The organism is Arthrobacter alkaliphilus, assembly GCF_021483235.1.
Taxonomy (GTDB): Bacteria; Actinomycetota; Actinomycetes; order Actinomycetales; family Micrococcaceae; genus Arthrobacter; species Arthrobacter alkaliphilus.
In genome coordinates this window covers 1-21,754 of sequence record NZ_JAKEEC010000005.1, presented here as the reverse complement: position 1 = coordinate 21,754, position 21,754 = coordinate 1, and the positions used below count along the sequence as shown (strand labels likewise).

Genomic DNA, 21,754 nt, shown 5'->3' with positions numbered 1-21,754 from the left:
GCCGAAACCACGGACTTAGGCGAGCATGCCCCACACCACGCGGATGGAAAAGAGCGCGCTTGCCCCGATGACAACGGCAAATGCCACCAACCACAGCAAGGACGGCACCCCCGTGGAACGGGCCAAGATATAGGCGTCCGACGACGCGAGCCGGTCCCGCCGACGCACGTGAACGGCAGCAACTTTGAACCAATCCCGCACAGCGCCCACCACGAGGGCTATCCCGAGTCCGAGCACCACATGGCTCACCGTCGAGTCGCTGGCGAACATGACAAGCAACTGTGCGGTCGCCGCGCTAACGAGCGCCACGAAGATTCCGGTGAAGTTCCGCAAAAAGATGAGTGCGATCAGCAGCACCAGCGCACCGATGGACATGGCCGCACCCGAGCGCCCTGCCGAGACGGACCAGATCAGCGCCACGCCTACCACCGCGGGACTCGGATACCCCCAGAAACCGGACCAGGCTGCGCCGAACTTGCCGCGCCCGCTGCTCAGGAGCTGTCCGGAGTGGTCGAGCCCGATACGGAGCCCGTGGACAAAGCGCCCCGTCATGAGCGCGGCGAAGGCATGGCCGAGTTCATGCACGAAGGTGACGTAGAGGCCGAACCACCGCCACGTGGCCCGCGGGATACTGAGGACGACGGCCGCGGCGATTATGCCCAGGACAACCGGGGTTGCGAGGGTCGGGACACCTTGCGTGGTGAATCCCCGGAGCACCGCCTGCCACCAGTCGTTGGCCAGGTCAGCAGGTCGCAATTCGATGTTCATCACCGTGGCATCCTAAAGAAGAAGCCTGTGAGCGCCTCACAGGCTGCTGTGATCACCAGAGGGTCACATTGTCCGCTTGGTTCGAGCCGTGGCGGGGGCCGTCCACGGATCCTCGGGCCAGGGATGCTTTGGATAGCGGCCGCGCATTTCCGCCCGGACCTGGGCATAGGCGCCGGACCAAAAGGAGGCCAGGTCATCGGTCACGGCCAGCGGTCGCCTGGCCGGAGAAAGAAGGTGGAACAGCACCGGCACGCGTCCGCCGACCAAACGCGGCGTCGCAGCCCAGCCGAAGCACTCCTGCAATTTCACCGCCACAACCGGCCGGCCGCCGTCGTCCGCCGCGTCCGGGTAGTCGATCCGCACCCGGGAACCGCTCGGCACCTCAAGCCATTCCGGCACCAGCTCAGCGAGGCGGGCTCCCTCGGGCCACGGCACAAGCCGGCGCAACGGCTCGGCCAGATCGATAGTGCTTGTCGAAGCGCCCCCGGCGATTGCTTCGAGCTCCGGCGAAAGCCAGGTATCCAGCCGGGCCAGCAGCGCCGGTTCGGAGACGTCCGGCCATGGATCGCCCACGGCTCTGTGCAGCAAAGCCAGCCGCCGGCGCAAGGCATCGGCTGCGTCCGACCATCCGATGGTCCCGAGACCTTCTTCCGCCAGGGCGCGGGCTACGGCGGCGCGCCCGTCGTCGACGGAGGGTCGCACGGGCGTCGTCGAAAGCAGAATCGCTCCTAGCCGCCGTTCCCGCCGGGCGGTGACCCGGCCCTGCTTGAATTCAGCTTGCACCGTGTCGCTCAGGAGGTGGCTCGCGGCAGCTTCCGCCGCATCCGCCGCCAAGGGCGCGGCTGAACGGATGACGGCGCCTGTGCCTGCCGCGTCCCGGCCCTCCGCACGGGACACCTCAGCCACGGCGAGCCAATCGTGCCCGGCGAGCGGACTGCCCGTGGGAAGTCCGGCGCGTGTTCCGGAAGTCAGCAGGTAGCGTTCAGGGCCGGTGCCTGGCACGCGGCGCGCCACTCGGTCCGGGAACGCGAGCGCGACGACGAACCCCAACGCTTCGGCTGGATCCGCGGGTGAAGGCAGGCCAGGCGCTGCGGTCCCGGAATGCCCGACGGCGGATCCCTCCCGGCGTGCGATCGCCTCCATCCGGCGGACATCCTCCGCCCAACGCCGGGCGGCCGGATCCTTGCCTGTCCGGAGGGCGGCCAGGAGGCGCGTCAGGTCTGCTCCCGGAGCCCGCTGGTCACCTGCTACGAGGGCGACCGCTTCGGCAGCCGCGGCGGTCCCGACGGCGGCGGCACCATCCAGCAACGCGCGGGCCAGTCGTGGATCGGCGGGGATTTTGGCCAGGGTCTTTCCCGTGTCCGTGGCTAGCCCGTCCGGTCCTATCGCGCCGAGTTCCCGAAGGACCTCGATCGCGTCATCCATTGCTGCCCGGGGCGGAACGTCCGGAAGTGCCAGCCCCCGGCCGCCCGGTGATCCCCAGCAGGCCAGGACGAGCGCGGCGCCGGTCAGGTCGGCAGCCGCGATTTCCGGTGTGGGGTGGGCGGGCGCGGCAGCATAAGCTTTGTGCTCGTAGCAGCGGACCACCCGTCCAGGGCCCTGGCGTGCAGCGCGTCCGGCGCGTTGTTCGGCGGAAGCCCGGGAGCAGGAGACCGTGACGAGGCCCGACATGCCGCGGTTGGCGTCGCGCCGCAGCTCACGTGACAGCCCCGAATCGATGACGAGCCGGACTCCGGGAACGGTCAAGGACGATTCCGCGAGGTCCGTGGAGACGACAATCCGGGGAGATCCGCCGGGCTCACGGCCGGAGACCGCACGGTCCTGTTCGGCGGGGCTTGCCTGCCCGTGAAGCTCCAGTACCTCCAGGTCCGCCATCCCCGAACTCAGGCGGGCACGCAGCCGGGAAGCAACATATGCGACCTCCCACGCACCCGGGACGAACACGAGGGCGTCGATGTCCGGATCGGCTGCGTGCGCATCTGTGTACGACGCCGCGGCCGTGTCCGCGACATGGTCCAGGAACGCGCGGGTCACCCCGCGCCCGTCCAATCGTGGAGCTGCTGCCGGGGCCCAGTTCACTTCCAAGGGGTGAAGCGCGGACGGGCAGTCGACGACGGGTGCTGCCGCGCCGCCGTCGGGCTTTCCTGCTCCGCCCCCGATCAGGGCGGCAAACCGCGGCGCGTCCAGGGTGGCAGACATCGCGACGAGGGTCAGGTCCTCCCGCAGCTCCCGGACTTCGATGAGCATTCCGAGCAACAGGTCTGTCTCCAGGCCGCGTTCGTGAACCTCGTCGAGGATCACGGCCCCGGCGGTCTCGAGCCCCGGGTCCGCGAGCAGTCGGCGGAGGAGAATTCCGGGCGTGACAAACTCGATGATGGTACCGGGACCTGCCTGGCTTTCGCCGCGGACGGTGTACCCGACGCGCTCGCCGAGCCGGCTGCCGTCGAGGGCGGCGAGTCGCCGTGCGGCTGAGCGTGCGGCGACCCGTCGTGGTTGGGTCACCATCACCCGGGGACGCTCCCCTCCGGTGCCGCCGCCGTTGGCGGGCACGCTGCTGGCGCCGTTGGCGCGCACGGTGCCGGCAAGCAGGGCGTTGGCAAGCAGGGGCGGAACGAGCGTCGTCTTTCCGGTCCCCGGGGGCGCTTGCACGACGGCGGTTCCCGCGCTTCCGCCGGCGTCAAGGGCTTCGGCGAGTTCCCGCAGTGATTCTCCGAAGACGAGTCCCGCGCCGATCGCATCCAGGTCGAAAGGGCGGTATGCGAGCGCGGCGTTCCGGGAAGCGATCGGGGATTTCACCCCTCCATTGTGCATAGATGCGGATGCGCCCCTGAAAGGTGGACTGCTCGCCGAATCAGGAGGACGATTAAAAGGCAGTTGCAAGAAGGAGGTCTGTGATGTGCTACGGCTACAACAAGGATTTCCGGCGGGACACCAGGAAAGATGCCTCACAGGAACCCAAGGAACGCCCTGAGCCGAAGGTGGACGCGAAGGATTTCACGTTCTGGGCCTTCCCACGCCGCCACCGTGAGTTCACGAACGATCCGGAGCCGGTTATCGACCGGACCCGCGAAAGGGTCTAAACCACGGAATTGAAAGGAACGTCCCCGTTGGGGACGTTCCTTTCATTTGTTTGGGGCACTCGGGTTTCCACTGGACTTGGCCCTCGTGGGCCGGCACCCGGACAGGCCCCTAGGCCCTATAACAAGGCGGGTCCAAGGTATTTACTGGAGATACAACACAAGCGGGCTCGCCTGCCTCGTTGCGGAAAGTGGGCTCCCTTTTCCCTCCACTGCAACCTAAGGATTTCCGCCATGAACGCGTCAGCACTATGCGAGGAAGCCGGTGTGCGGCCATGACAGCGGACGCCATCACCTGGCTGATTGTCTTGATAGTCCTGCTGGTCATCTGGTTCTCGATGGCCGTGCACATCGTCACCCAGTATGAGCGGGGTGTGTTGTTGCGGCTTGGGAAGATCCAGGGGCTGCGGACCCCCGGGCTTGTGATCATCATTCCGTTCATCGACAGGCTGCGGAAAGTCTCGCTGCGGATCGTCACCATGCCTATCCAGTCACAGGGCATCATCACGCGGGACAACGTCAGCCTGGACATTTCCGCCGTCGCCTATTTCCGGGTGGTGGACGCCATCAAGTCCGTCCTTGCCATCGAAAATGTCTACGCCGCTATCGACCAGATCGCACAAACCACGCTGCGCAAGGTGGTGGGCCAGCACACACTTGACGAAACGCTCGCGGAAACGGATGTCATCAATGCCAACATCCGCCAGATCCTGGATGGACTGACCTTGGAATGGGGTGTCGAGGTGACCCTCGTGGAACTCAAGGACATCCAGCTGCCGGACAGCATGGAGCGCGCCATGGCCCGCCAGGCCGAGGCCGAGCGTGAGAAGCGCGCCAAGATCATCGCCGCCGAAGGCGAGTCCCTGGCCGCCGCCGCACTTGGCATGGCCTCGGACACGATGATGGCCCACCCTTTGGCCCTGCAGCTGCGCAACCTGCAGTCCATGGTGGAGATCGGCGTGGACAAGAACACCACGGTCGTCTTCCCCGCGCCTTTGATGAGCACCATCGGCGAGCTCGGAGCCTTCCTCGCCCGCGAAACCGCCGCCGCGAAAGCCGCGCAACCGCCGAGGACCATGACAGGACGGACGATGGCAGGGTAAGGGATAAAGCTGGGCCCGCGCGGGCGCCTTCCTCCTCGGCGGGCGGCTTTCGGCGAGTCCTAGGAGGCGACGCCCGCAGAAGTTCCTTCTGATGCGAGCAGCGCCTCCGCCACATCCTCCCTGAGGTGGTATTCCCTGGCTTCGACCGGATAAAGGGAACCCTTGACCACGTAGTAACCGCGGCCCTCGCCCGGGCCGCCGGCTGCGGCATCGATAGCGGCGATCATCCCCGGCTCCAAGGGGTTTTCCGTGCCTGCCTCGCGCAATCGCGTGAGGTCTTCGGCTTCAAGACGAACGAGTAAACCCGGGATATCGCACATCTGGAACACACCGTCCTGTTCGGTACATGGGAAAGTTTTGCGCCGTCGCCCCAGACCTGGTGCATGCCAGAAACAGTAAGCCCGGGCATGGCTCGTGGCAAGGGCAAACGATGATGCGTCCACTGGATGGACTCCGCTTGCCGTAGCTCGGGCCTTCATGCTGCGTTTTCGGTTCCGTTGCCTACTGTTCAGTAACGAAGTGCAGTATCGAGCGAGTGACTTCACCATGCAAAGCCCATGAGGGCGACAATGTCTCCTTTTCCCCTTCCCGTCGCGGCTTCCTGGCCGCTGCACTGACCGGCGCGGCCCTGACCCTGGCCCCGGTTTCGTTCGCTGCAGCCGATACCGGCACCAGCAAGACCAAGACGATCACCGGACATCTCGATCCGGGCGCAGCCGACTTCGTCTACTTGCCGATCGAGGTCCCGGCGGGCGTCAACAAAATCAGCGTTTCATACTCCTACAACAAGCCCCAGGTGACCCCCGGCCTTCTCTCGAACGCCTGCGACATCGGAATCTTCGATGAGAAGGGCACCGATCTTGCCGGCAAGGGATTCCGCGGCTGGTCCGGCGGTTTCCGCACCGAATTCAGCATCACCGCCGGCGAAACGACGCCGGGCTACCTGCCAGGGCCGATCGGAAAGGGCACGTGGAACATTGTTCTCGGCCCGTACCAGGTGGCCGAGCAGGGCCTGGACTACACCGTGAACGTCACCCTTGAGTACGGACCCGACGCCGCCCCTTACAAGCCCCAGTACCCGCCGCAGCAGATCGCCGGCCGCGGCGCAGGCTGGTACCGCGGCGACGCGCACCTGCACACTGTCTACTCGGACGGAAAGCGCACCCCCGCCGAGGTGGCAGCCGGCGCCCGCGCCGCGCACCTCGACTTCATGATCTCCACGGACCACAACACCCCGGCATCGCACGGCGCCTGGGGCCCGCTCGCCGGCAATGATCTGCTGATCCTCACCGGTGAAGAAGTCACCACGCGAAACGGCCACTACCTCGCGCTCGGCCTGGAGCCGGGCGAATGGATCGACTGGCGCTACCGTGCCCGTGACAAGGGGTTCGAAGAGGAAGCCAAGCGCATCCACTCCTCGGGCGGCATTGTTGTTCCGGCCCACCCGTACTGCCCATATGTCGCCTGCCGCTGGAAGTTCGGATATGACGACGCCGACGCGGTCGAGGTATGGACGGGCCCTTGGACCCTGGACGACGAAACCTCCGTTAGCACCTGGGATTCGATGCTCGCCCAATCCGTACGCAAGGGTGAGCGGTGGCTCCCGGCCATGGGCAACAGCGACGCCCACAGCGTCCCGCAGGTCATCGGCTTCCCGCACAACGTGGTCAACGCCGCGGCACTGTCCCGCGATGCCATCCTCGACGGCATCCGCAAGGGCCGTAGCTGGATCGCCGAGTCGGCTGACGTCTCGGTGGACTTCCAGGTCACGTCCGGCGGCAAGAGCGCCACGGTTGGCGAGCGGCTCAACGTCGCCAAGGACGCCCGCGTCACCGTGACGGCGAAAGTCTCCGGCGTGCCGAACGGCGTCGTGCGCTTTATCACGGATGAAGGACAGACCCAGCAGATCACGCTTCCCGCCTCGGGCCAAGGAACGAGCACGTGGATTACCACCCCGCAGCTCGCGGCCTACGTGCGCACCGAGGTCCGGCACCCGAAGCTCGACGGCACATCCGGCAGCGGCACCGAAATGGGATCCGTCATCCCCCTCGGCCCCATGGCGGCGTTGACCAACCCGATCTTCCTCGGCGCCAGCTAGCCTGCAACGCATCCGATTCCCTTGAGGGGGTCCCTGCCGGAACACCTACCAGCAGGGACCCCCTCGACCCGGCATTCTCCTGTTGGATGGATAGTGCCAATCCTCGGTCCACCAACAGGAGAAAAATGCTCACCGTCAATGCATACGCTGCCCCGTCCGCTGGCGAAGCCCTCGTTCCGACCACCATCGAGCGCCGCGACGTCGGCGCCCACGACGTACTGATCGAGATCAAGAACGCGGGCATCTGCCATTCAGACATCCACACCGTCCGCGGCGACTGGGGACCGCAGTCCTACCCACTCGCACCGGGACACGAAATCGCCGGCATCGTGACCGGAATCGGTTCCGAAGTCACCCGCCACAAGGTCGGCGACCGGGTCGGCGTCGGCTGCATGGTCAATTCGTGCCGCGAATGCGAGAACTGCCGCAAGGGCGAAGAGCAGTACTGCCTGAAAGGCATGACCGGCACCTACGGCGCCGTTGACCGGGACGGGACCATCACGCAGGGCGGCTACTCCACGCATGTCGTGGTGACCGAGGACTTTGTGGTGCGGATCCCCGAAGGGATAGACCTCGACGCCGCCGCTCCCCTGCTGTGCGCAGGGATCACCACCTATTCGCCGCTCCGGCATTGGGGTGCCGGACCCGGAAAGAAGATCGCCGTCGTCGGGCTCGGCGGCCTGGGACACATGGCCGTCAAGCTCGCACACGCAATGGGCGCCGAAGTCACGGTCCTGTCCCAGTCGTTGAAGAAAATGGAAGACGGACTGCGCCTGGGCGCGGACCACTACTACGCCACGTCCGATCCGGCCACCTTCGAGGAACTGGCGGGCTCGTTCGACCTCATCATCAACACGGTCAGCGCCTCGCTCGAGATCAGCTCCTACCTTCAATTGCTGCGCCTCGACGGCGCCCTGGTGAACGTGGGCGCCCCGGCTGAACCGCTGCCGGTCAACGCGTTCGCGCTCATCGGCGGACGCCGGTCCTTCGCCGGTTCCATGATCGGCGGCATCCGGGAGACGCAGGAAATGCTCGACTTCTGCGCCGAGCATGGACTGGGAGCCGAAATCGAGGTCATTCCGGCCGGCAAGATCAACGATGCCTATGAGCGCGTCCTCGCCTCCGATGTGCGGTACCGCTTTGTCATTGACACGTCCACGCTGGGCTAGGTGCGAAGGGCTGGCTTAACGTCAGTTTGGCCATAGGCGTCCGCGCCGACGATGATGGCCCCATGAAGGCAATCCTGTGAACAAGAACCGGCTCGAGGCATTCAGCGACGGCGTCCTGGCCATCGTCATCACCATCATGGTGCTTGAGTTGCGGGTCCCCCCGGAGCCGAGCTGGAATGCCTTGCTCGGCGTATTTCCTACGTTCCTTAGCTACATGCTCAGCTTCGTCTACGTGGGGATCTACTGGAACAACCACCACCACATGATCCATCTGGCTGACCGCGTCAACGGCCGGATTCTATGGGCGAACCTGCACTTGTTGTTCTGGATCTCCCTCTTCCCGTTCAGCACGCGGTGGATGGATGACTCGGGCTTCGCCGAGGTCCCCGTACTGGCGTACGGTTTCAACCTGGTGTGCGCCGCCGTCGCCTATTTTGTCCTGCAACAGTCGTTGATCAGGCAACAGGGGCGGCGGGGTGCGCTCGCACGGGCGATCGGCCGGGACTGGAAAGGGAAGTCGTCGCCGTTTATCTACGTGACCGGCCTCGGTCTCTGCCTTGTCCATCCTTTGCTCGCTGTCGCGGCGTACACTGTGGTGGCCTTGATCTGGCTGGTCCCGGATCGGCGCGTTGAGCAGTTCGTCACCCGTGGGCACGAGGACGCGGCCGGATAGGTGGCGCCCGCGCTCCAACGATTATGCATCTGGAACGACGAGCCCTTGCTTGATCCACTTGACCTTGTTGCACTTGTCCCATGAGCAAAGAGCAGCTGATCATCATCGGATCCGGCCCCGCTGGCTACACAGCGGCAATCTATGCGGCCCGGGCGGGCCTGCACCCCCTTGTCCTTGCCGGAGCAGTCACCGCCGGCGGCGCGCTGATGAACACCACGGAGGTTGAGAACTTCCCGGGCTTCCCTTCCGGAATCCAGGGTCCCGAACTCATGGATGGCCTCCAGGAGCAGGCCGAGCGCTTCGGAGCCAAGATAGTGTTCGACGACGTCACTGAAGTTCAGCTGGCCGGGCACCTGAAGAACGTGGTCACCGGCTCCGGGGACAGCCACGAGGCACCGGCCGTGATCCTTGCGACAGGTTCCGCCTACAAGGAACTCGGTTTGCCCGAGGAGAAGAGACTGAGCGGGCATGGCGTTTCATGGTGCGCCACGTGCGATGGCTTCTTCTTCCGCGAGCAGGACATCATCGTGGTGGGCGGCGGTGATTCCGCCATGGAGGAAGCGATGTTCCTGACCCGGTTCGGAAAGTCCGTGACCGTCGTCGTCCGCAGGGAAGAACTCCGCGCCTCCCGGATCATGGCCCAACGGGCCAAGGACAATCCGAAAATCCGCTTCGCGTGGAATTCCGCCGTCACGGCAATCCACGGCGACACCAAAGTCACCGGGGTGACCCTCACAGACACGCGGTCGGGCGAATCACGTGAACATGCGGCTACGGGCATATTCGTGGCCATTGGACATGTCCCCCGCACGGACCTTGTGGCAGGCCAGGTGGATCTCGACGCCGAGGGATACATCAAGGTGGACTCCCCCACGACCGTTACCAACATCGCAGGGGTATTTGCTTGCGGCGATGCCGTGGATCACCGCTACCGGCAGGCCATTACTGCAGCCGGCACGGGTTGCGCGGCGGCGCTCGATGCCGAACGGTACCTCGCCGCGCTCGCGGACGCGGACAGCATTGCCACGGCCCTCGTGGAAGAACCCACCCACGCCTGAGCCCGGGCGGGGCCTTCGATGCAGCCAGGCCTAAATAGTACTTTTCGGTGCGCCTAACTTAACGGTATCCTCATCATGTCCGTATCCCCGCAGTGGAGGAAACCATGGCTGCCACGATGGTTGAGCGCCCGCTGGGAAAACCCCGGTGGAAGTCCCGGCTGTTGTTGCTGGGCCCGGCTTTTGTGGCTGCAATCGCCTACGTGGATCCGGGCAACGTCGCGGCAAACCTCACTGCGGGAGCGAATTACGGATACCTGCTCGTCTGGGTCCTCGTGGCGGCGAACATCATGGCGGTCCTGGTGCAATACCAGTCGGCGAAACTTGGCCTGGCCACCGGCCAAACCCTTCCGGAGCTACTCGGCAAACGCCTGGGAAACCACCACCGCAGGCTGTTCTGGGTCCAGGCGGAGGTGGTGGCCGCGGCTACCGACGTGGCCGAAGTCATTGGCGGCGCGGTAGCGCTCAACCTCCTCTTCGGACTGCCTCTTCTCATGGGCGGGGTCATCATCGGCGTGGCTTCCATGTTGCTCCTGGCGCTCCAATCGTCGCGGGGCCAGAAGTCCTTTGAGTACGCCATCATGATGCTCCTTGCAGTCATCGCCGTCGGTTTTGTTTCGGGTCTCTTCGTCAATCCCCCTGCGACCGGTGGAGTACTGGCTGGATTGGTGCCGCGGTTCGAGGGCACTGATACGGTCCTACTCGCCGCGAGCATGCTCGGCGCCACGGTCATGCCGCATGCGATCTACCTGCATTCTGCCCTGGCCCGCGACCGCCATGGATTCGCGGAGGACCCCGCTGAACGGACGAGGCTCATCAGGACGACCCGGATGGACGTCGCCGGCGCCTTGATCCTTGCCGGGGTGGTGAACATCGCCATGCTGCTTTTGGCCGCGTCCAGCCTCCGGGGAGTCGAAGGAACGGACACTATTGCCGGGGCCCATGCCGCCGTTACTTCGGCCCTTGGCCCTGTCATTGGAGTGGCTTTCGGCGTCGGTCTGCTTGCCTCGGGCCTGGCTTCAACGTCCGTTGGATGCTACGCGGGCGCGACCATCATGGGCGGGCTCCTCAAGATCCGCATACCGTTGCTGCTCCGCCGCGTGATGACGCTCATGCCGGCCTTGCTCGTTCTCGGCGCGGGCATTGAACCCACCCTGGCACTCGTGCTGAGCCAGGTCCTGCTGAGCTTCGGCATTCCCTTCGCCTTGATTCCCCTGATCCGCCTCACCGGCAAGCGCGAGGTCATGGGCATCCACACGGATTCCACCGCATTGAGGATTGCCGGGTGGACCAGCGCCGGCCTTATTGTGGGACTGAACTGCGTCCTGATCGTCCTGACAGTAACGGGGAAGTCCTAGGCACATGAGCAACCCCCAGGCCCTGGCCCGTCGGCTGGGTACCTTCGACGCGGTCGTAATTGGCCTGGGCTCGATGATCGGCGCCGGTGTGTTCGCCGCCTTCACTCCCGCCGCATCAGCCGCAGGATCAGGACTGCTCATCGGGCTCGTCGTCGCGGCTGCCGTGGCATTCTGCAACGCGACGTCCTCCGCCCAGCTTGCCGCCGCATACCCGACGTCGGGCGGCACCTACATTTACGGCCGTGAACGGCTGGGGCCCTGGGCCGGCTACATCGCCGGCTGGGGTTTCGTCATCGGCAAGACCGCCAGCGCGGCGGCCATGGCGATGACTTTCGCCGCTTACGCAGCCCCTCCGGGATGGGAACGTCCAGTAGCCATCGCCGCCGTCGCCGTCCTCGCCGTCGTCAACTATCACGGGGTGACCCGCACGGCCGGCCTGACCCGCCGCGCGATTCCGCGTGCCGTCGGAATCGCTTTGGGCATCACCGTCGTCGTCTACGCCATCATCGCCGTGACTCTCCTTGCCGCGCTCGGTCCGGACCGGGTGGCGGGCACCCCGACGCCGCTCGCCGCCGCGATCGGAGGCGGGACCTTCGCCTGGGCGGTGCCGGTGGTCCGCGGAGGAGCCGCGGTGGCTTCCCTCGGGGCGCTGTTGGCCCTCATCGCCGGTTTGGCCCGCACCACCCTGGCAATGGCCAGGCACCACGACCTGCCACACTGGCTTGCCGCCGTCCATCCGCGGTACCGGGTCCCGCACCGGGCCGAAGCCGCCCTGGCCGTGCTGATCTGCGTGATCGTGGCGGTTGCCGACTTGCGGGGCGCGATCGGCTTCTCCTCGTTCGGCGTGCTCATCTACTACCTGGTCGCAAACATTGCCGCGTTCACCCAACCGGCCCAGGACCGCCTATACCCCAAAGTGCTCCAGGTGTTTGGAGCCCTGGCCTGCGTGATCCTCGTGGCGACGCTTCCGCCCCTATCGGCAGGCCTGGGCGTCCTCATGTTCGCAGCGGGAATCGTCCTGCGCCTCCTGCGGCTCAGGCGATGGCGTCACGCGCGGGCGCGGGGCAAGGCCTGACAAAACGAGGATCAGGGGTGGACGGCGGAGGTCGCACAGAGCAGGATTGAGCCATGAGCAACCATGAGGCACTTCTGAAGCAGGCCAGCGTCACCGCCACGGAAGCCACGCTCGTGGCGAAGTTCGAGATCGAGGGAAGCATCCCTGGTTCCGGCGCCTTTGTTGTGGGCCTGGTCGCGGCTACTCCCGATTATTCCTCTCAACGAAGACTGGGTATCGAATTCATGAACGGGGAGGCGATCGCCTTCTTTTCCTTTAACCACGACCAAAGCGCCGAGGAGAACTACGACCTCAAGGGTGTCGAGCACTCGGGGAACGTCATTACAGGCCATTTCCCCATCTCGGCGATCAACGGCCTTGGCCAGGGACATGTGATGACGGCCTTCAGTGAGGCCGACGGCCGGGAGTTCCAGTCCGGCGTCGCCGTCGAGGAAGCGCTCTAGGACCGCGCGCCGAATATATGCATGATTAGCCCTTGCGTGTCATGTGACACATGCGCGCGAAGGAATAGCGCCTGCCGGGTTACCGTTGACGCGAGTAGTTCAAATCAACGACAGCAGGAGAATCCGTGGACTTCACCCCCGAATCCGGCACCATCACCATGTTCTCGACCACCTGGTGCGGTTATTGCAACCGTCTGAAGAAGCAGCTGGACGCCAAGGGCATCGGCTACAACGAGATCAACATCGAAGAGGTTGAGGGCACCGCCGAACTCGTGGAAAAACTGAACGGCGGCAACCAGACTGTACCCACGGTCCTTTTCCCGGACGGCACCGCGGCCACCAACCCGTCCGCAGCTGAAGTCGAAGCGCGCCTCGCCGCCTGATCCTCGGCAGCCGGGTCATCCGGGAGGGCTACGACGGCGAGCTGGTGCTCTCGAGAGGGAGCAGGCTCTGGAAATCGCCGTCGATGAGTTCGGCGTATTCCCCGTATGCGGCGAGGACGGCGTCCTGCACCATGGGTACGTCCAGTTGTGGCAAGAGGTCATTTGCCGCCCCGGCAGTGGCGGGATCCCAGTCGAGTCCGAGAGCGGCGTAGCTGGCCGTGAGGACTTCGCGGATGGGAGCCGAGTTCTCGACGACGATCACCGAGCTGAAGAGCCATCCCCCGGAGACCACCCTTTGGGCGGTGCCGACAAGCTTGATCTGGTGCGTCGGAAAATCGGGATCCAGGCCGTGGACGCTGAACTCGCCCGGGCAGTACTCGCGCGGGATCTCCCCGACGGCGGCCTGAACCCCGACGCGGCGGAGCGCCCCCGCGAGAAGCTCGCCAAAGAAGGAAAAGCGGGACTTCGCCCCGGCAATCGCATCGGCGTGCGGCTCCACATGGTCGACCACCAAGGTGCCCTCATGGTAGGCCGCTGCCCGGCCGCCCGCCTTGCGGATCAATGGTTCGAAACCCAAGTCCCGGCAAGCCTCGGACGCGGCTTGGAATCCCGGCAGCTTGGCATCGCGTTGCCCGAACGCCACCGTAGGCCGCGGCCGGTACAACCGCAGCGTTGGGCCGAGCAGTCCCCTGCGGGCACGGTTGAGGAGCTCGATTCCGAAGTCCAGGTCAGCGGCGGCGCCAAGCGATTCTTCCTGGCGCACTACCGTCAGCTTGCGCTGTGTGCGCGCAAGGTCCTCAGCCATCTGTCTTCCTCAGCGTGAGGATCTGCTCCGCCCGGCCGAAAGGGCCACTGATGTCGTGAAGGACCGTGGACGTGAGGCCGATGCCGTCAGTGCCGAAGGAGACGAGGTTGTCCAGGCCGAGCCATTGCCCCGCCGGTTCACGGTACATGTGGATCTGCAGGTCAAGGTTGGGGAAGATATAGCTGTTCTTGCCCGGTGAGACGCGCGCGGCAATTCCGTTGGCGGTGTCCACGAGTCCAACGAGCCTGGCAACATCGGGGCTGTCCGCCGCATCGGTGAGCGGATGCTCCGTGCGGATCCAGACCTTTCCCGAGCCGGCCCGGTGTCCTTCCGCTATCCGCATTTCGAGGGACCGGATGTAGCCGCCAGGCCACACGCTGGCACCGTCCCACGGCTTGCATTCGTCCGGGGCGGGCATTGCGGCGTCTTCTACGGCGGCGACCGCACTCGTGTCGCTCGTGGCCATGCGCCAGGCAGTGGCGCGGATTGCCACGCGCCCCGCCGCCGAGAGTTCCGCCTGCACCAACTCAATCGTCCTGCCCGGGCGGAGCGTGGTTGTGGTGATTTCGAATTCGCCGCCCGGGATCAATCCCAGGATTTCGTAGCTGAGCCGGGCCATCCGGACGTCGTCGCGCGGCTCATGCCGGAGCAGGGCGTCCGCCAGGATGCCCGATGCCGGCGCCATGTGCTGCTCGTGCGGATTCCACGCCCCCTGGGCATGGATGGTTGAGCGGAACCGCCCACCCCCAAGGGATTCGTAGTAGAAGTCGCCTTCCGCAAGGTCCGGAAGCTCAATACTCAACGCCTGCCCTTTCGCCGGTCCGGTAGTGGAACTCAGAACCACTGTATCTTCTGGTGCCACCGCCGCCCGATGCGGCAGGCGCCGCGCGCCCGGGCGGACCGCCAAACCGGCAAGGAAGAGGAACGGGCGCCTACCGCCCGCCGCTTGTGTGATCGATCGTGAAATCACCACCTGGATACAGGATGGTCTCGTGGCCGTCGTCAAAGCGCACGAAATACGGCGGCGCACCATTTGCACCGCGGACTTCGATGATCTCGCCGTGCCGGTCGGACGCGCCGACCGTTCTGCCATGAATGATGATCCGATCTCCCTGGGCTGCTTCCACAGGAACCACCTCCCAGGATTCAGATTACGAGCGTTGGGCCGTCGTGGGAACAGGCTGCGGACGGCCAACCGGGCGGCCTGGCGGTTCCGTGCCGATGTTCCTAAATTGTCTGCCCTCCCCCATACCTTTTTTCACGAAGCGCCTGACAAACCGTCGTCGGCGTAGAGCCACCACAAAAGAGGGATGCCAGTGCAAAGCCATGGACTGAAACCGGAAATGACCCCCACGGCACCCGCCGCGGGATTTACGGCTCCCCCTGCGCGAACTTCCATGCCGGACTGGTACCCGGAGCTGCTTGCCAGCGTCTCCCGGGAAGTAAGCACAGGACGCTCACGGGCCATTTCCGCAGCGAACAGAACGTTGCTCGCGTCCTACTGGTCCATCGGCCGGCAACTGGCACAGCGGGAATCGGAGCAAGGCTGGGGTTCCAAGGTGGTCACCCGCCTCTCGGCGGACATCCGAACGCGGTTCCCCGGTTCGAAGGGGTTCTCGCCGAGGAACCTCCGCTACATGAAGACCTTCGCCCAGGCTTGGCCGGAGTTCCCAATGTTGCAAGCGCCGCTTGCAACATTGCCTTGGTACCACCAGATCGCACTGCTTGAGAAGCTCGACGACGCCGCGACCCGCCTCTGGTACGCCGCGGCCGCCGTCGAACACGGATGGTCGCGCAACGTTCTTGCCCATCAGATCGAAACGCGCCTCCATGAGCGCTCCGGACAGGCTATTACCAACTTCAAGAACACCATGATGCCGGCGGACTCGGATCTTGCCCAACAAGCCACCAAGGACCCGTATGTATTCGACTTCGTGGCGATGACCGACCGCCGCGACGAGCGGGAACTGGAACTTCAACTTGTCCAGCATGTGGAAAAGTTCCTCCTGGAACTGGGCCAAGGCTTCGCCTTCGTCGGCGAGCAAGTCCGTTTGGAAATCAACGGTGATGAGTTCTTCGCGGATCTCCTCTTCTATCATTTGAAGCTCCGCTGCTACGTTGTGATCGAGCTCAAGGCCGTGAAGTTTGAGCCCGGATTTGTCGGCCAGCTAGGCATGTACATGGCCGCTGTTGACGATCTGTTGGCACACCCGGATGACAAGCCAACCATCGGCCTCCTGCTCTGCAAGGAGAAGAACAACGTGGTGGCCGAGTATGCGTTGCGGGGAATCAACCTGCCCATCGGCGTATCGGAATGGCAAAGCAAGATCATCGAATCGCTCCCTGAGGAACTCGCTTCGAGCTTGCCGAGTATCGAACTCCTCGAGGCGGAACTGGCTGACGAACCGGCCGAGGGGCGTGCGCCCGCCGTCGGCCGCGGTTCGATCTAGCTCCGGCGGTTCGATCTAGCGCCGGCCGGGCGGAGCGAGGGGGCCTGGATGGTGCCAAGTAATGAGACACTCGGTTCCATGCGTGAATTCGTGGTTCTCGGCACCGCCTCCCAGGTCCCCACCCGGACCCGCAACCACAACGGATACGTGCTGCATTGGGATGGCGAGGGCCTGCTCTTCGATCCTGGAGAAGGTACCCAGCGGCAGATGATCCAAGCCGGCGTCTCGGCCAGCCGGATCACGCGCATCTGCATCACCCACGTGCACGGCGACCATTGTTTCGGGCTCCCGGGGGTGATTTCGCGCATGGCCCTGGACGGGGTGGACCACCCGGTGCACCTGCACTTTCCCGCGTCCGGGGAGGACATGATCCGCGCGCTCGTGGCCGTGGCGTCTCCCGGCGTCGACCTCCGGCTTCATCCCCACGGTAGTGGCGGTGCCATCGCCGAGGGGGTGGAAGTGCGCCCACTGCTCCATCGAATCGAGACGTACGGCTACAGGGTTGTGGAGCCCGAGGGACGCAGCCTTCTGCCGGAGCGGCTCGCGGCGGCCGGAATTACCGGATCTGATATTGGCCGCCTGCAGCGGGACGGGAGCCTGGGCGGGGTGCGCTTGGAAGACGTGAGCGTCCCGAGGCCCGGGCAGAGCTTCGCATTCGTGATGGATACGGCGCCATGCGACGGTGCCGAGGAGCTCGCCACGGGTGCGGACCTTCTAGTGGCTGAGTCCACTTTCAGCGACGACGACGGCGGGCTCGCCGCGCAGTACCGTCACCTCACTGCCGGACAGGCCGGTGCGTTGGCTGCCACCGCCGAAGCGGGCATGCTCATCTTGACCCATTTCTCGTCGCGCTATCCCGACGTCGGAAGGCTGGCCGAGCAAGCCCGGGCGCGGTCCGGTGGTGCCGCCGTCATGGCCGCGAACGACTTGGACCGGGTTCCCTTCCCGAAACGGCAGCGGTGGTTGTAGGGGACGGAAGTAGCTGGCGGATATCTGATGCTTTCGAGTGCTTTCCCGGATAATCTGTCCATGGGAGGGCCACCCCGGCACACCCCACGCGTCCGCGGATGCGGCCGCGCTTGTCATCCGTTCAGCTCTGGGGGCCGAAATGACAAACGAAATGGGGCCGCTGGATCAGCCCGGCTTTTTGAGCGGACTGGTCGAGGCCGTGCCGGACGCGTTGCTCGTGATCGACGCGAACGGTGAGATCACGTTCAGTAATGCGTATTCGCAGCGGCTTTTTGGTTATTCGCGTGGCGAGCTGCTCGGCAATCATTATGAGATGCTGCTTCCGGCGCGGTTCGAGGGCCATCGTGTCGACATCCGGGGCCTCTTCGAGCGCCATCCAGAAGGACGCCGGGCCGGTTCTGACCTGAAACTATTCGGACGCCATCGGGACGGCGCCGAATTTCCCATTGAGGTCAGCTTCGCTCCCCTGGGCGCCGGTCCGGACCTGCAACTCGTAGCCTCCATCCGCGAAGTAAGTGACCGCGTCCGCGTTGATGCCGAGCTGCGCGATGCCCTCTCCCTTCTCCGTGCCACCCTTGAGTCCACGGCCGACGGCATTCTGGTTGTCGCCGCGGACGGCACAATCGCAGGGGCGAACGAACGCTTTGCCGAGTTGTGGGGCATCCCCGCCGAGCTTATGGAATCCCACGACGACGGCCGGTTGTTGGCTTTCGTCCTCGAACAGCTCAAGGATCCCGACGGCTTCATCGGCAAGGTCCAGGAACTGTACGCCGATCCGGGTGCGGAGAGCCTGGACATGCTGGAATTCCATGACGGACGGACGTTTGAGCGCTATTCACGGCCCCAGCAGGTCGGGGATGAGATCGTGGGACGGGTCTGGAGTTTCCGTGACGTCACTTTACGTCAGCGCGCACAGGACCAGGCGCGGGAGGCACTCGCCCAGGTGGAGGGCCTGGCGGCGATCGTCGAGTCGTCGGCTGACGCCATCATCGGCATGACGCCCACGGGGCTCATCACCAGCTGGAACCCCGCAGCGGAGAAGCTCTACGGCTACGCTGCTGCCGAAGCCACCGGGCAGAACGTCCGGCTCCTCATTCCGGAATACCTACAAGCTGACGATGAGATGCTGGCCGCTGTCCGGAATGGCGGCCAGGCCCGCAGCTTCGAAACAGACCGGATGCGCAAGGATGGGTCCATCGTTCCCGTGTCCCTCACGGTCTCTCCGATCCGCGGCGAAAAGGGGGTCATAGGAATTGCGAGCATCGAGCAGGACATAACCGCCCGGCGTGCCGCGGAAGCGGAGCTGTTGGCCGCCCGGGAGGCTGCCTTGGAATCGAGCAGGTTGAAATCCGAGTTCCTCGCCACGATGAGCCATGAGATCCGCACCCCCATGAATGGGGTCATCGGCCTGACAACACTGTTGTTGGACACCCCGCTCGATGAGACGCAGCGCAAGTACGCCGAAGGGGTCCAGACCGCTGCCGGAGCTCTATTGACCCTGATTAACGACATTTTGGACTTCTCGAAACTGGAAGCGGGCAAGATCGATCTCGACACCATGCCCTTCGATCCGCAGGACCTGATGGAGGAAGTCGCCTCGCTCCTTGCCGAAGCAGCCCAAGGCAAAGGACTGGAACTTATCGCGTACTGCCACCCCGATGTGCCCGCGCAATTGGTCGGTGATGCCGGCCGGATCCGCCAGGTGCTGTTGAACCTCGCTTCAAACGCCGTAAAGTTCACCGCGTCGGGTGAAGTTGCCATCCGGGTAACCCTCGAGGACCAGGACGCACGAACGGCGCTTGTGCGATTCGAGGTCAGCGATACCGGTATCGGCATCGACGCTGCGGATCATTCGCGCCTTTTCGACTCGTTCTCGCAAGCGGATGCCTCCACCACGCGTCGGTACGGTGGAACCGGGCTGGGGTTGGCCATCTGCCGGCGTCTGACCGAAGTGATGGGCGGAGACATCGGTTTGACCAGTACTCCCGGCGAGGGAAGCACGTTCTGGTTCTCCCTGCGATTGCCGATCGCCGAGGAACCCGCGTCGGTTCCCGGCCGCACGGTCCCTAGCCAGCTGGCAGGTCTGCGTGTGTTGGTCGTCGACGACAATGCCACCAACAGGTTCGTCTTGGAATCACAATTGAACACCTGGGGCCTGCGACCGGAACCGGTTGCCGACGCCCGCACGGCGCTCGACCGGTCACAGGAGGCGGCAGCCGAAGGGAAACCCTTCGACATTGCCGTGCTCGACATGTTCATGCCCGACATGGACGGCCTGGAGCTTGCCCAGAAGCTCTCGAGCGACTCCGAGCTGCAGGGCATCCGGCTGATGATGCTGACCTCCGGGTCCCAGCTGTCCAAGACCGAAATGACCAGCGCGGGAATCAGTGAATGGCTGACGAAGCCGGTCCGCGGCTCGGAACTCTTCGACCGCCTGACGCGGCTCGTAGCGGAAAACCCAAGATCGAGGCCTGCATCCGCACCTACGCAGCCTCCGACGCAGGACCGGCCCTCCAAAGGGAGGATCCTTGTGGTGGAGGACAATGCGGTGAACCAGCTCGTCGCCTGTGAAATGGTCGCCAAACTGGGCTACGTCGCCGAGGTCGCTTCGGATGGTGCTGAGGCAATCTCCGCCATCGCGGCCCGTACATATGCCGCTGTGCTCATGGATTGCCACATGCCCGTCATGGACGGCTTCGAGGCCACCAGAGCCGTTCGGGCACGGGAGATGGGCTCCGTCCGCCTGCCCATCATCGCCATGACGGCCGGCGCCCAGGACGGAGACCGCGAACGATGCCTCGCAGCCGGAATGGATGACTATCTCAGCAAACCGGTGGGCCTGGCAGCGCTCGGCGAGGCCCTGAATCGCTGGGTGCCCGGCGAGGAGACTCGAAAGGGCATTGGATGATGGGGTGCCCACGTAGGATTTCCGGCATGTCCGGCCGTCAGTGCATGGAAAACGAGTAGGCGGCACTCGTGCCTTAGGGCGCGGAAAGATGTTGAATTAATACATCAACACAACGGCTTGATGCAGACCAGCCGGCCCTCCGGGACCGGCGTTGGACGGGGCCGACGGCGGGAGGGCCCCTGGAGCCCGGGGCTCGGGACTCTCTACCCCAGACGCCGCCGGCCCCCCGTTGTGCCCTGGGTGTCACGGGGCTCACTACCCAATGGCTCGGAGGCCCGGGGCGATGACGGCGTGTGCACTCGGACCGGGAGCCAGTCAAGAGTTTCGAGGTCAGGATGCCGCCTCAGTTCCTCGATCAGTTTCTTGCTGCCAAAGACCTTAGAGCCGGACAGATCCCAATCAGTCCAGACAACCCACGCCCTGTCCTCCGGCCACCAGAACTCTGGCGTCACGGTTGGAGCGTCTGGTCTAAGCATGGTGGGCAGCAAGTCGTCGAGCTTGAAGGAGAAGACACGCCGATGCAGCACGCTGTCTATATCGAGGACACAACCCAAAGTGTGATCCTCGAACAGGCCCTCAGCGTGGAATATTGACTCCATCCGGTCCGCTGTTGTCGCAGCCCTTAGCAGCGGCAGGAGTGCCTCCAACTCCACGTGGCCGATGGTCGCATCCACCGGCTGATACACAAACTCAGCGCCCGGAATTATGAGTGATGCTTCACGCCAACTCAGGAAAGCGTCCCACCGGAAGCACGGAGGAACTTCAAGTCCATCCCAGAACGTCCCCCGTAGTGGAACACCCTTTATGTCCGCTACTTCCTCCCACCTCACCCGAACAAATTCGGGCGGAGGGGCGACAGGGTAGGGGTTGGGGTTATCCTCGTCAGCCAGCGCTCCGGGGTCGATGCCAGGTGGGCAAACGTACTGATTGTGAAGGATCCAGACACTGTCCTCGCAGCCCGGCGGAAGGACATCCGTTTCGGCATTGATAAGGACGTCCTCGCCAAGCCAGCAGAAATCATCCGCGAAGCCTTTAACTGACCACCCTGGCGGCATGGGAGGGCGCGAGCGGTCGGGCCAGGGCCAGTCCGTAACGTAACATTCAGGCGGCAGGGCAGCGTCCTCGTCGGTCATGAGCCGAACCTACCACCGGGTCATATCACAGAGGTTCCACTGAGCGACACAGATCACTACGTGCCGCTTATAGAAACATCCCATGGTTCCTTGGAACCTTGGTCGCGGTACCCGGCGGTGTTTTTTGGCGATTTTCCGGGCCGTTGACGCCTTGGACGCTAAATTGTCGGTGCCTCGTGTGAGGGTGGGGGTATGGATCGAAGGACAGTCTGGGGTGCGGAGAGCGCGGCGGCCGTGGAGGCCGTTGCCGCTTCCGTCACCGTGCTTGCCGGTCTTGCCGCCAGTGC

At 64.7% G+C, this 21,754-nt stretch carries 20 protein-coding genes; 13 read left to right on the top strand and 7 right to left on the bottom strand.

Features of this window, described 5'->3' with window-relative positions; translation table 11 throughout:
- Positions 1-15: 15 nt before the first annotated feature.
- Both L0B83_RS05565 and hrpB read right to left on the bottom strand, forming a co-directional pair.
- Positions 16-768 carry a M50 family metallopeptidase gene (locus L0B83_RS05565; RefSeq protein ID WP_234757414.1) on the bottom strand — a complete coding sequence of 251 codons (753 nt, stop codon included), beginning with the start codon at positions 766-768 and terminating at the stop codon, positions 16-18.
- A gap of 63 nt (positions 769-831) precedes the next feature.
- A complete protein-coding gene (hrpB, locus tag L0B83_RS05560) occupies positions 832-3,579 on the bottom strand; it encodes an ATP-dependent helicase HrpB (protein ID WP_234757413.1) in 2,748 nt (915 codons plus the stop codon).
- 83 nt (positions 3,580-3,662) lie between these two features.
- Between hrpB and L0B83_RS05555 the strand changes: the two genes are divergently transcribed.
- Together L0B83_RS05555 and L0B83_RS05550 are read left to right on the top strand one after the other, a co-directional pair.
- On the top strand, positions 3,663-3,848 hold the full coding sequence (locus L0B83_RS05555) for a hypothetical protein (RefSeq protein WP_234757412.1): 186 nt from the start codon (positions 3,663-3,665) through the stop codon (positions 3,846-3,848).
- Between the two features lie 272 nt (positions 3,849-4,120).
- Entirely contained in the window at positions 4,121-4,948 is an 828-nt protein-coding gene (locus L0B83_RS05550; protein ID WP_234757411.1) for a slipin family protein, read from the top strand.
- A gap of 59 nt (positions 4,949-5,007) precedes the next feature.
- Here L0B83_RS05550 and L0B83_RS05545 read toward each other — a convergent pair whose 3' ends face one another.
- Positions 5,008-5,268: a hypothetical protein gene (locus L0B83_RS05545; protein WP_234757410.1), complete on the bottom strand. Its 261-nt coding sequence runs from the start codon at positions 5,266-5,268 to the stop codon at positions 5,008-5,010.
- A 215-nt stretch (positions 5,269-5,483) separates the two neighbouring features.
- Here L0B83_RS05545 and L0B83_RS05540 point away from each other — a divergent pair, with 215 nt between their 5' ends.
- From L0B83_RS05540 to L0B83_RS05505, 8 genes are all read left to right on the top strand, one after another.
- Positions 5,484-7,046 (top strand): CehA/McbA family metallohydrolase, encoded by a 1,563-nt coding sequence (locus L0B83_RS05540; protein ID WP_234757409.1) that lies wholly within the window; start codon positions 5,484-5,486, stop codon positions 7,044-7,046.
- A gap of 125 nt (positions 7,047-7,171) precedes the next feature.
- Positions 7,172-8,215: an NAD(P)-dependent alcohol dehydrogenase gene (locus L0B83_RS05535; RefSeq protein WP_234757408.1), complete on the top strand. Its 1,044-nt coding sequence runs from the start codon at positions 7,172-7,174 to the stop codon at positions 8,213-8,215.
- A gap of 76 nt (positions 8,216-8,291) precedes the next feature.
- A complete protein-coding gene (locus L0B83_RS05530; RefSeq protein ID WP_234757407.1) occupies positions 8,292-8,888 on the top strand; it encodes a TMEM175 family protein in 597 nt (198 codons plus the stop codon).
- Between the two features lie 80 nt (positions 8,889-8,968).
- The gene (gene trxB / locus L0B83_RS05525) at positions 8,969-9,946 is read left to right on the top strand and encodes a thioredoxin-disulfide reductase (RefSeq protein ID WP_234757406.1); all 978 of its coding nucleotides are present in this window, start codon (positions 8,969-8,971) and stop codon (positions 9,944-9,946) included.
- A gap of 104 nt (positions 9,947-10,050) precedes the next feature.
- On the top strand, positions 10,051-11,301 hold the full coding sequence (locus tag L0B83_RS05520) for an Nramp family divalent metal transporter (protein WP_234757405.1): 1,251 nt from the start codon (positions 10,051-10,053) through the stop codon (positions 11,299-11,301).
- 4 nt (positions 11,302-11,305) lie between these two features.
- Complete coding sequence (locus L0B83_RS05515) at positions 11,306-12,376, top strand: APC family permease (RefSeq protein WP_234757404.1); 1,071 nt, start codon at positions 11,306-11,308, stop codon at positions 12,374-12,376.
- 53 nt (positions 12,377-12,429) lie between these two features.
- Complete coding sequence (locus L0B83_RS05510; protein WP_234757403.1) at positions 12,430-12,819, top strand: hypothetical protein; 390 nt, start codon at positions 12,430-12,432, stop codon at positions 12,817-12,819.
- Between the two features lie 125 nt (positions 12,820-12,944).
- Positions 12,945-13,202 carry a mycoredoxin gene (locus L0B83_RS05505; RefSeq protein WP_059389319.1) on the top strand — a complete coding sequence of 86 codons (258 nt, stop codon included), beginning with the start codon at positions 12,945-12,947 and terminating at the stop codon, positions 13,200-13,202.
- Positions 13,203-13,230: 28 nt separating this feature from the next.
- Here the strand turns inward: L0B83_RS05505 and L0B83_RS05500 are convergent, their stop codons facing one another.
- The 3 genes from L0B83_RS05500 to L0B83_RS05490 form a co-directional block, all read right to left on the bottom strand.
- Positions 13,231-14,007 (bottom strand): lipoate--protein ligase family protein, encoded by a 777-nt coding sequence (locus tag L0B83_RS05500; protein WP_234757402.1) that lies wholly within the window; start codon positions 14,005-14,007, stop codon positions 13,231-13,233.
- Entirely contained in the window at positions 14,000-14,809 is an 810-nt protein-coding gene (locus tag L0B83_RS05495; protein ID WP_234757401.1) for a thioesterase family protein, read from the bottom strand. The genes L0B83_RS05500 and L0B83_RS05495 overlap by 8 nt, the downstream gene beginning before the upstream one ends.
- A gap of 130 nt (positions 14,810-14,939) precedes the next feature.
- On the bottom strand, positions 14,940-15,134 hold the full coding sequence (locus L0B83_RS05490; protein WP_234757400.1) for a DUF1918 domain-containing protein: 195 nt from the start codon (positions 15,132-15,134) through the stop codon (positions 14,940-14,942).
- Positions 15,135-15,350: 216 nt separating this feature from the next.
- On the opposite strand from L0B83_RS05490, the gene L0B83_RS05485 reads away from it, so the two are divergent.
- The 3 genes from L0B83_RS05485 (at position 15,351) to L0B83_RS05475 (ending at position 20,334) form a co-directional block, all read left to right on the top strand.
- Entirely contained in the window at positions 15,351-16,457 is a 1,107-nt protein-coding gene (locus L0B83_RS05485; RefSeq protein WP_234757399.1) for a PDDEXK nuclease domain-containing protein, read from the top strand.
- A 78-nt stretch (positions 16,458-16,535) separates the two neighbouring features.
- On the top strand, positions 16,536-17,426 hold the full coding sequence (locus L0B83_RS05480) for a ribonuclease Z (protein WP_234757398.1): 891 nt from the start codon (positions 16,536-16,538) through the stop codon (positions 17,424-17,426).
- 139 nt (positions 17,427-17,565) lie between these two features.
- Positions 17,566-20,334, top strand: a complete 2,769-nt coding sequence (locus L0B83_RS05475; protein WP_234757397.1) for a PAS domain S-box protein — start codon at positions 17,566-17,568, stop codon at positions 20,332-20,334.
- A gap of 203 nt (positions 20,335-20,537) precedes the next feature.
- Here the strand turns inward: L0B83_RS05475 and L0B83_RS05470 are convergent, their stop codons facing one another.
- Positions 20,538-21,467: a hypothetical protein gene (locus L0B83_RS05470; protein WP_234757396.1), complete on the bottom strand. Its 930-nt coding sequence runs from the start codon at positions 21,465-21,467 to the stop codon at positions 20,538-20,540.
- Between the last annotated feature and the right edge of the window lie 287 nt (positions 21,468-21,754).